Source organism: Synechococcus sp. R55.3 (assembly GCF_047461975.1).
Lineage (GTDB): Bacteria > Cyanobacteriota > Cyanobacteriia > Thermostichales > Thermostichaceae > Thermostichus.
Genome location: NZ_JANSIG010000022.1, coordinates 1 through 8,782 on the forward strand (window position 1 = coordinate 1; position 8,782 = coordinate 8,782).

An 8,782-nucleotide genomic window follows, 5' to 3' on the forward strand; every position below is an offset into this window, starting at 1 on the left:
TGTAATTTCCCCAAGTTTGAGCGGCTATGCTGCTGCTTCCTCGTGTTGGGCTAGAGTCATCATTGCCCAGCCAAATGCCGGTCACCAGGGGAGGGTTGGGCGTGTAGCCGATAAAGAGCAGATCCTTGTTGGCGGTGGTGGTGCCGGTTTTACCGGCTTCTCCAATGCCGAGCCGGGCAGTAGTACCGGTGCCGGAGCTGATCACCCCTTGCAGTACGGTTGTCATCTGTTGGGCGACGGTTTCTGGTAAGACAAGTCGCTGAGAACGGGGATCCTCCCGACCAGGGTAAATCTCACGGCAGGTGCGAAAGTCGTTGGGGTTGGCGCAATCGCTGCTATCCAAGATGCGGCGGATGGTGTGGGGCCTTGACCAAAGGCCACGATTGGCAAAAGGAGTGAAGGCTGCTGTCAACTCCAGCAAGTTCACCTCCATTGTGCCAATCACCATAGAAGGATAGGGTTGCAACGGCGATTGGATGCCCATTTGCCGGGCCGTCGCCACCACTTGCTCTAGACCTACTTGTTGGGCCAACCGCAGGGCAATCACGTTTTCGGAGAGGATCAGGCCGCGGGCCAAATCCATAGGGGCCGATCCCGAGCGACAGCCCCGAAAGGTGAGGTTGCCCCAGGTGAGGGGCTCGCAAGACAACACTTGGGAGAGAGGGATCCCCTGGGTGAGGGCAGCCGCATACGTGAACACTTTGAAGGTGGAGCCCGGCTGCCTTTGAGCTTGGGTAGCCCGGTTGAAGGGGCTGGCGTTGTAGTCGATCCCGCCCACCAAAGCCAGCACTTCACCGTTGCGGCTGTCGAGACTGACCAAAGCGCCTTGGCTGAAGCCCAAGCGGGATCCGGACTCGCGCACCGTTTGGGCCAGGACTTGCTCTGCCAAACGCTGGTAGGGCAAATGCACCGTGGTTTCGATGATGAAGTTGCCCTCTGCCGAGAGGTCTTGGCCCAAGAGCTGCCGCAGCTCCTGGAAGACGGCACTGTAAAAGTAGGGAGCAACTGTCGAGGTTTGGGAGCGCAAATTGGGGTTGAGGGTGAGGCGACTGCGCCGGGCCCGCCGAATCTCCTCTTCGGGGAAGACTTTCAGCTCGCTCAGGCGATCCAACACCCGATCCCGGCCCCGAACGGCGGCATCATAGTTGGCGACAGGGTTAAAGGCATTGGGCGCGGGCAAAATGGCCGCCAGAGTCGCAGCTTCGGAAAGGCTGAGCTGGCGGCTTGGGATCCCGAAATAGAACTGGGCAGCAGTCTCAAAGCCGTAGATGCCGTTGCCCAGGTAAACATTGTTGAGGTAGAGAGCGAGGATTTCGTCTTTGCTGTAGCGCTGTTCCAGCTTCAGGGCGGCGACGGCCTCCCGCAGCTTGCGCCCGAAGGTGTTGCCGGAGCCGGTGTAGTCCCGCAGAACGGTGCGGGCCAGTTGTTGGCTGATGGAGCTGCCCCCCTGCTGCACTTCCCCCGAGCGCAGGTTCACCCAAAAGGCGCGGGCAATGCCCAGCAGATCCACCCCAAAGTGGGAGTAAAAGCGGTGATCTTCAGCGGCGACCACCACCTTGGGCAAAATCGGCCCAAAAGCTTCCAGGTCGGGCAGCTCCCGGTAGGTGTCCCCCTGATGGCGGCGCAGCTCCGTCTGCTGATCCCCGGCCAGGACGATCAGGGGGTTGCGATCTGCGGAGAGGGGTGGCTCCACTGAGAACTTGCTCCACTCATGGCCGATCCAAATCCTCGCCCCCAGCCCCAAGACCACCATCAGGATGAGGCAGCCGCGCACCCCATACACCTGTGGTGGGGGTGGATCCAGCACTTGAATCCAGACGCTCTCCGGATCCCGAGGCGGGCCAAGGCTCAGTTGCTGGCCATGCCGCAAGATCACCCGGCGCACCCGCTCGACACCACCGAAGGGTTTGAGGCGGAAAACGCCGTTGGTCGAGTCTTGATCTTCTAGCTGGTAGCGACCGGCATTCCACCCCAGCCAGTAGAGAATAGGGGGCAACGGGATCCGCCAACCCAGACCGGGCAGGCGCCAATCCGGGCGGGGACGGATGTGGGCGTGGAGATGGCTCACCGCGGGGGCAGGGATGCGAATGGTGGCCACCGTCTGGCTGCGACCGAGAATGTCGGATCCCTTCAGGGCAACCACCTGGGGGGGCTCTCCTGGGCAGGTAATCCGCAGGCGCACCGGGCGCTTGGGGGGAGGAGGTTCGGGGGGTTTGAGGAGAGCTGTAGGCCCGACAGGGAAAGGCCTCGCCAGAGTTTTGAAGAGGCGAGCGACGGTGCTCAACAGCGGCTTTTTGTCTTCAGAAGCAGACATGGCTCAGTCCCCCCGCAATTCGCGCGCACGGCGCAGCAGCTCCTGCATGGTCTGGCCGGGACGAGGGCCGCCTGCTGCTGAATTGAGGTTACGGGCCTTGGGAGGCCGGGCAACGGGGGCAGCCGGGGGTAGGGTGGGAGAGGAGGGGGAAGGTGGTGGAGCACCGCTGGGCAGCGTGGGATCCCAGAGGGCCATGTAAAGATGGCCTTGGGCGTTGCGTTCGATCCTGCCGGCCCAGGGGCCAACGCGGAATTGCACTCGCCCGGAACGTCCCTCGCGCACAGCCTGCAGTTCTCGCTGCAGTTGAGCAGGCAAGGGGGCTTGCAGCATATCCTCCAAGAGTCCTTCCACTTGAGGGGTGGGTACGCCATCGGTGACGGTGGCTTCGGTTTGCCGCAGGGCCAGACTGGATGCGTCGTAGAGCAGGCCCAGGTTCACCCCGCCAAGGCGATACAGGTCATACACGGTGTTGGGCCAAGCACCATGCCCCTGCTGGTTGGGGGATCCCAGGCTGGCTCGTACCGTCTCGCGGGAAGTCTCCAGGGGAAAGGCGCGAAACACCGGCTCGCTCCTGTTGTAGGGTTCCAGCTCCGGCGCGGGATCCCGCCGTCCGTTCTGCTCTGAAGCCAAAACAAGGGGCTCAGGGACAAGCTCCCCAGGCATAGGATGGACATTCTCTGGGGCAGTGGAATCTGCCACTGCCGGACGAGATCCTGACCCGGAAACAAGGGGAGCTGAGGGGCGCTGGAGAAACCGTCCCCATCCCCAACTCACCAAGGTCAAGCCCAGCAACCCGCCCATTAGAAGGGGAATCAGGCGCACCCAAAGCAGGGATCCCCCGTTCTCGACCTCGGCGACCGCCGTCAGGGGCCTGAGCCGCAGAGTACCTGATGCGGCCAAGGGCGGCGCAACAGCAGTGGGGTCTCCAGAAAGTGGGCCAGAGGCAACACTTCCAGAGGAGATCAGCGGAGATTGAAGGGCAACGGTCTCTGGAGATCCTTTTTGGGATCCCTGTGCTCTGGCTTGAATGTGCTCCAGCTCCGTCAACACGTTAGCCACCGATTGCGGGCGGGCGGCAGGATCTTTGGCCAGGCAACTGAGGATCAAGTCGGATAAACCGGCGGGCAGCGCGAACTTCAATCCCAGGTCTTCCAGAGGAATGGGGCGGCGCTTGTGGTGGGCCTGGTACCAGCCCGGGAAAGATTCGGTGGTGGGCTTGAGGGGCATCTCCCCGGACACCATCTGGTACAGCATGATCCCGAAGCTGTAGATGTCGGAACGGACGTCCAGAGGGGATCCCTCCAGTTGTTCTGGGGAAGAATAGGCCAGCGTTCCCAGGTAGGCATGGGTAAAGCTCAAAGATTCATGGCTATTGAGCAGCTTGGCAATGCCGAAATCCACCAGCTTCGCCAGTTCCCCAAAACTGTCATCGGCCACCACGATCACATTGGCCGGCTTCAAATCGCGGTGGATCACCTGTACCCTTTGCCCTTCCATGAGGATCCCCTCGTGGGCCGCCTTTAACCCCAGGCCAATTTGGCGGGCCAGCCGGAAAAAGCGCTCCAAAGGCAAAGCCCCCGCGGCCAGAATATCCTTGAGGGTCTTGCCGTTCAGGTATTCCATCACATAGAAGGGCACCTCATCGGGGGTAATACCATAGTCATTGACTTTGACAATGTGCAGGCTTTTTTGGCCCAAAGCCGCGCAGGCTTTCGCTTCCCGTTCAAAGCGCAGGCGGGTGCGCCGATCCATTGCCGGCTGGGAGAGCAGCTTGACGGCCACTTCCACCCCACCAAAGAGCAAATCTTGAGCCAAATAGACTCGCCCCATGCCTCCCTGTCCCAGCAGATGTACGAGTCGATAACGCTGAGCCAAGAGGCGACCCAAAAAGGGATCCGACGCAGTAAACATAGGGAATCGCGGCGGTACAGAGAACAGGTTTGCAAGAGTCTCGAAGGGATCCGGCAGGAGCGGGCTACCTCTACCATAAGCACTGGAGCCGTTATAGGCCATGCTCGCCGCCGTCAATCCAGTTGCCCTTGATGTCTTTGCCAATTGTTTACCACCCCGACTACAGTGCCCCCCTGCCGCCGGACCACCGCTTTCCCATGCCGAAATTTCGCCTCTTGCAAGAGCTGCTGCTGCGGGAAGGGGTGATCCGCCCCCAGCAAGTGCACCACCCTGAGCTGCCCCCTCTCGCCTGGATTGAGTCGGTACATACCCCTGAGTACGTCAGGGCCTACTGTGAGGGATCCCTGGAAGCCAAATTGCAGCGGCGTATCGGCCTGCCCTGGAGCCCAGAGCTGGTACAGCGCACCTGTCGAGCGGTGGGCGGCACCATCCTGACTGCCCAATTGGCCCTGCGCCATGGCTTGGCCTGCAACACCGCCGGTGGCACCCACCATGCCTTCCCCGGCTACGGCTCTGGGTTTTGCATCTTCAACGACCTGGCCATTGCCGCCCAAGTCTTGCTGCAGCAAGGGCTAGTGCAAAGGCTCTTGATCGTGGATTTGGATGTCCACCAGGGAGACGGCACTGCTTGGATCTTCCGCTCCGAGCCGCGGGTGTTCACCTTTTCCATGCACTGCGAGGCCAATTTCCCCGCCACCAAGCAGCAGAGCGACCTGGACGTGGCCCTGCCGGTAGGCATGGAAGATGAAGCCTATCTCCAGACCTTGGCCGACCACTTGCCCGATCTGTTGGCTCAGGTGCGCCCCGATCTGGTGTTCTACGATGCCGGTGTGGATCCCCACGAAGAAGACCTCTTGGGCAAGCTGGCCCTCAGCGACCAGGGGCTGTTTCGGCGAGACATGCAGGTGCTGAATACTTGCCTAAAGCAGGGCTACCCCGTCGCCTGCGTCATCGGCGGCGGCTACGGCAAAGACCTCGACCGCCTTGTGTATCGCCACTCCCTGCTGCACCGAGCGGCCAGCGAAGTGTACCGCCAATACCGTCTCTAGCCGGGGGCAAACTAGGCGTATTCGGCAATCACCACCGTGATGTTGTCTCGCCCGCCCCGCTCTTTGGCCGCTTCGATGAGTTTTAGAGGAAGCTGCTCCAAATCTTCCACCTGCAGGCAGTACTCGATGATCACTTCGTCGTCTAACTCCTCCGTCAGGCCGTCGCTACACAACAGCAGGCGATCCCCCGGACGCACGGTAATCGGCTGCACAGAAGGCGGCCCCGCATCAGGCCGGCCCAGGCAGCGCTCGAGAATATGTCGCCAGGGGTGAATCCGGGCCTGCTCGTAGGTCAACTCCCCCAGTCGAATGGAGCGGGCCACCAAGGTGTGATCCTCTGTCATTTGCTGCATCTCGGATCCCCGTAGGCGATAGAGGCGAGAATCACCGATGTGAGCGCTCCAGCAGTTGTCATTGGGATCCACCATGGCCACCACCACCGTAGTGCCCATGTCTGCCCGTTCTGGATTCTCCCGCTGATCCTTGAGGATGGCACTGTTGGCCGCTTCTACGGCTTCGCTGAGCAACCGGGGCGCCGGCACGTTTTTCCAGCCTCGATCCAGATATTCCCGGATGGTCTCGACGGCCAACAGGCTGGCTGTAGCCCCAGCAGCATGTCCTCCCATACCATCGGCAACAATAAAGTAGCGTCCCTCCGGATCGCAGTAGTAGGCATCCTGATTGCTGCTGCGGAGCTTGCCGGGATCCGTAGCGCAGGCATATCGTCGCATCACATCAATCGCTCTGACCGATTCAACCTTAAGAGTACTCTGAGTAAAGCAAGAGCAGCGAGGGCAGCCAAAACCAAAGCGATAACCGTTAAGGTAGCATGTCCGGCCAAAAAGAGCTGAGTTGCGCTCAAAAAAAAGGCCGCAAACAACACCCCGTAAATGACTCCCAGCCCGGTGTTGTTCAGCTTGCGCAGCAAGCGCTCCGTCTCGCTGGATCGCACCCGCAGGCGCAGCTCCCCTTGTTCCAACTTGCTCAAGGTCAATTCGATCCGGCGGGGCAAACTGAGACTGCTGCTGGTGAACTCAGCCGCTTGACGGCCAACCTGGGCCAAGAGGGTCTCGGTCTCGCTTCCGTTCAAACTCATCAGCTCCTCCGCAAAGGGTTTGGCCACTTCCATAAAGTCGAACTCCGGATCCAGCCCCTTCCCCAGCCCCTCCAACGTGGTCAGGGCCCGCATCACAAAGGTGAAGGTAGCCGGAAAGCGAAACGGCTGATCGTAGGCCAGCTCGTAGAGGTCTTCGCTGATGGCCGCCACCGAGATTTCTCCTGAGTTGCCGGAAAAGGGTTTGTCCATAAAGTGATCCAGCATGTACTGCACCGAGCGGCGCACGGGAGCCAGATCGGCGGTGGGCACCAGCACCCCCAGTTCCACCAGCGAGGCCACCACCTGATCGGCATTTTTGGAGACCACACCTGCCAGCGTGCCCATCAGCTTTTCTTTCACATCGGAGGGCAGGCGGCCCATCATGCCGAAGTCGTAGAAGATCAACGTGCCATCGGGCTTCACGGCAATGTTGCCGGGGTGGGGATCGGCGTGAAAAAAGCCATCCTTGAGCAGTTGCCGCAGATAAGCCTCTGCCCCCAGACGAGCCAAAACCTTGCGATCCAGCCCCGCCGCGCTCAGGGCTTCGTAATCGCTGATTTTGATCCCCGGCAGGTATTCCAACGTCAACAGGCGAGGAGAGGTGTAACGCCAATACACTTTGGGAACAGCAATTTGCGGCATATCCCGAAAGTTGCGACGGAAGGTATCGGCATTGCGGCCCTCATTGAGGTAATTCACCTCTTCCCAGAGGGTGCGCCGACACTCTTCATAGATGCCGATCCAGTCCCGGCTTGGCCCACCCCAAGGGGTGCGATACTGAAAGAACTCGGCGATCCCGCGGCAGATCTCCAGATCGATGGTGAACAAGCGGGTCAGCCCCGGACGCTGCACCTTCACCACCACCTCTTCCCCGGTTTTCAGCTTGGCGCGATGCACCTGCCCTAAGCTGGCAGCGGCCAAAGGGGTGGGATCAAAATAGCTGTAGATTTGGGTGATCGGCCTGCCCAGTTCCTGCTGCACGATTGCCGCCACCTGTTCGTAGCTGAAAGCAGGCACCCGATCCTGCAGCTTGGAGAGCTCCTCGACATATTCCGGGGGGAAGAGATCGGCGCGGGTGGAGAAAAACTGCCCCACTTTAATAAAAGTAGGGCCCAAGTTGAGCAGCGTCTCGCGGATCCAAACGGCTCTGGCACGGCGGCGCTTGGCCTTTCGCTCAGGCGTGGGTTGCCCCCCATAGCTCCAAGCCTGCTGATCCAGCCAAAGGTAAAACAGCCAGGTGAGCACAAATCGCCAAATGTCCAGCATGCGGCCCTGGCGAGTATAGTTCTCCCGGGCCCAGCGGTAGGCGGTATAGGGCTTGACGGGTTGTGATCCCAAAGAAGTCCGGGATCCCAAAAGGCTCGCGTTCAAGCGTTTCGACTCCGGTACTTCTGCAACTCGGAGCGCAACTGCGCCACTTCTGCCCGCAAGTCGTCCAGAGTTGCCTGCAGATCTTCTGTCTGGAAAGGAGGCGGCACCCTTTCCTGGGCGGCCACGGATGCTTCTGCCTCAGCTCGGGTCATGACATCCTGGGCAAAGGTTTGCCAGCTCTCCTGCAGCTCGGCCCACACCTTGCCCACTTCTCCGGCAATATCGGTGAGGGCGCTTTCCAAACGCTCCCGTAGGACATCCGCCACAGCCTTGCCGACAAAAAAAGCCCGCACAACCGGATTCTTCATGCGACCCAAGTGTTAAGAAGCATCACCAGGATTATAACGAATCTTGCCCCAGGCACAGCGGCAGGCCGACCCATCCGAACAGCCTCGGATCGATCGGCCCGGCAGAGCCCGCAAAGGGTTGTCCCCGGAAGCTTGCCCAGTCCTAGCGGCGGCTGGTGGTCATGTCCGGGATCTTCAGATCGAAGACGCTGATGTTTTGCCGTGCAGCCGGCTTGGGATTGAGCATGCGGGCCATGTTGAGGAAGTTTTCTGGATCCCCGGGTTTGGGAGGACGGGTGAGACGATAGGTGCGCACCACTTCCCGCGTCGAGCGCTTCACGCCGGAGACATCGCGCCAACGGGCTCCATAGCGGGGGGTCACCAGGTTGGCGGGCTTTTCCGACAGACGACGGCGCTGGTAGGGCACCACATCATCCCCAAAGGCAGCATTGTACTCTTCGCTATCCACCACGGCATCGATAAAGCCATCCAGCCCCTTGGTGGCAACGATGATGGAGTACTTGATGCGCTCCTGTTGGCTGTAGGTGGGCCGACCCAAGAAGCGCTGGAAGGTGACTTCAATAAAGCGGTAGTTGTCGTTGGGAACCATGACCAGATCCCGGTACACCTCCGACTTGCCCAGGCCGCGCACAAACTCTTTGACCGAGATCGCCCCGTTGCGCAACTGGGATTCCAGAGCTTTTTGCCGATAGCTCTCCAGCATCAGATGCTCGCTGAAGATCTGGCGATAGGC

At 60.5% G+C, this 8,782-nt stretch carries 7 protein-coding genes; 1 reads left to right on the top strand and 6 read right to left on the bottom strand.

Going from position 1 to position 8,782, the window contains the following annotated elements; all coding sequences use genetic code 11:
• Both NW849_RS05305 and NW849_RS05310 read right to left on the bottom strand, forming a co-directional pair.
• A partial coding sequence (locus NW849_RS05305; protein ID WP_414356365.1) for a transglycosylase domain-containing protein occupies nucleotides 1-2,314 on the bottom strand: 2,314 nt, incomplete at its 3' end.
• A gap of 3 nt (nucleotides 2,315-2,317) precedes the next feature.
• On the bottom strand, nucleotides 2,318-4,225 hold the full coding sequence (locus NW849_RS05310; RefSeq protein WP_414356366.1) for a serine/threonine-protein kinase: 1,908 nt from the start codon (nucleotides 4,223-4,225) through the stop codon (nucleotides 2,318-2,320).
• 131 nt (nucleotides 4,226-4,356) lie between these two features.
• Between NW849_RS05310 and NW849_RS05315 the strand changes: the two genes are divergently transcribed.
• Nucleotides 4,357-5,274 (top strand): histone deacetylase, encoded by a 918-nt coding sequence (locus tag NW849_RS05315; protein ID WP_414356368.1) that lies wholly within the window; start codon nucleotides 4,357-4,359, stop codon nucleotides 5,272-5,274.
• An 11-nt stretch (nucleotides 5,275-5,285) separates the two neighbouring features.
• Here the strand turns inward: NW849_RS05315 and NW849_RS05320 are convergent, their stop codons facing one another.
• The 4 genes from NW849_RS05320 to NW849_RS05335 form a co-directional block, all read right to left on the bottom strand.
• Nucleotides 5,286-6,005 carry a PP2C family protein-serine/threonine phosphatase gene (locus NW849_RS05320; RefSeq protein ID WP_414356370.1) on the bottom strand — a complete coding sequence of 240 codons (720 nt, stop codon included), beginning with the start codon at nucleotides 6,003-6,005 and terminating at the stop codon, nucleotides 5,286-5,288.
• Nucleotides 6,005-7,741, bottom strand: coding sequence for an ABC1 kinase family protein (locus NW849_RS05325; RefSeq protein ID WP_414356372.1), 1,737 nt, complete (start codon nucleotides 7,739-7,741; stop codon nucleotides 6,005-6,007). The genes NW849_RS05320 and NW849_RS05325 overlap by 1 nt, the downstream gene beginning before the upstream one ends.
• Entirely contained in the window at nucleotides 7,738-8,049 is a 312-nt protein-coding gene (locus NW849_RS05330) for a DUF6825 family protein (RefSeq protein WP_414356373.1), read from the bottom strand. Before NW849_RS05330 ends, NW849_RS05325 begins: the two co-directional genes overlap by 4 nt.
• A gap of 142 nt (nucleotides 8,050-8,191) precedes the next feature.
• Nucleotides 8,192-8,782: phycobilisome rod-core linker polypeptide (locus tag NW849_RS05335; RefSeq protein ID WP_414356374.1), on the bottom strand; the 591-nt coding region annotated here is incomplete at its 5' end.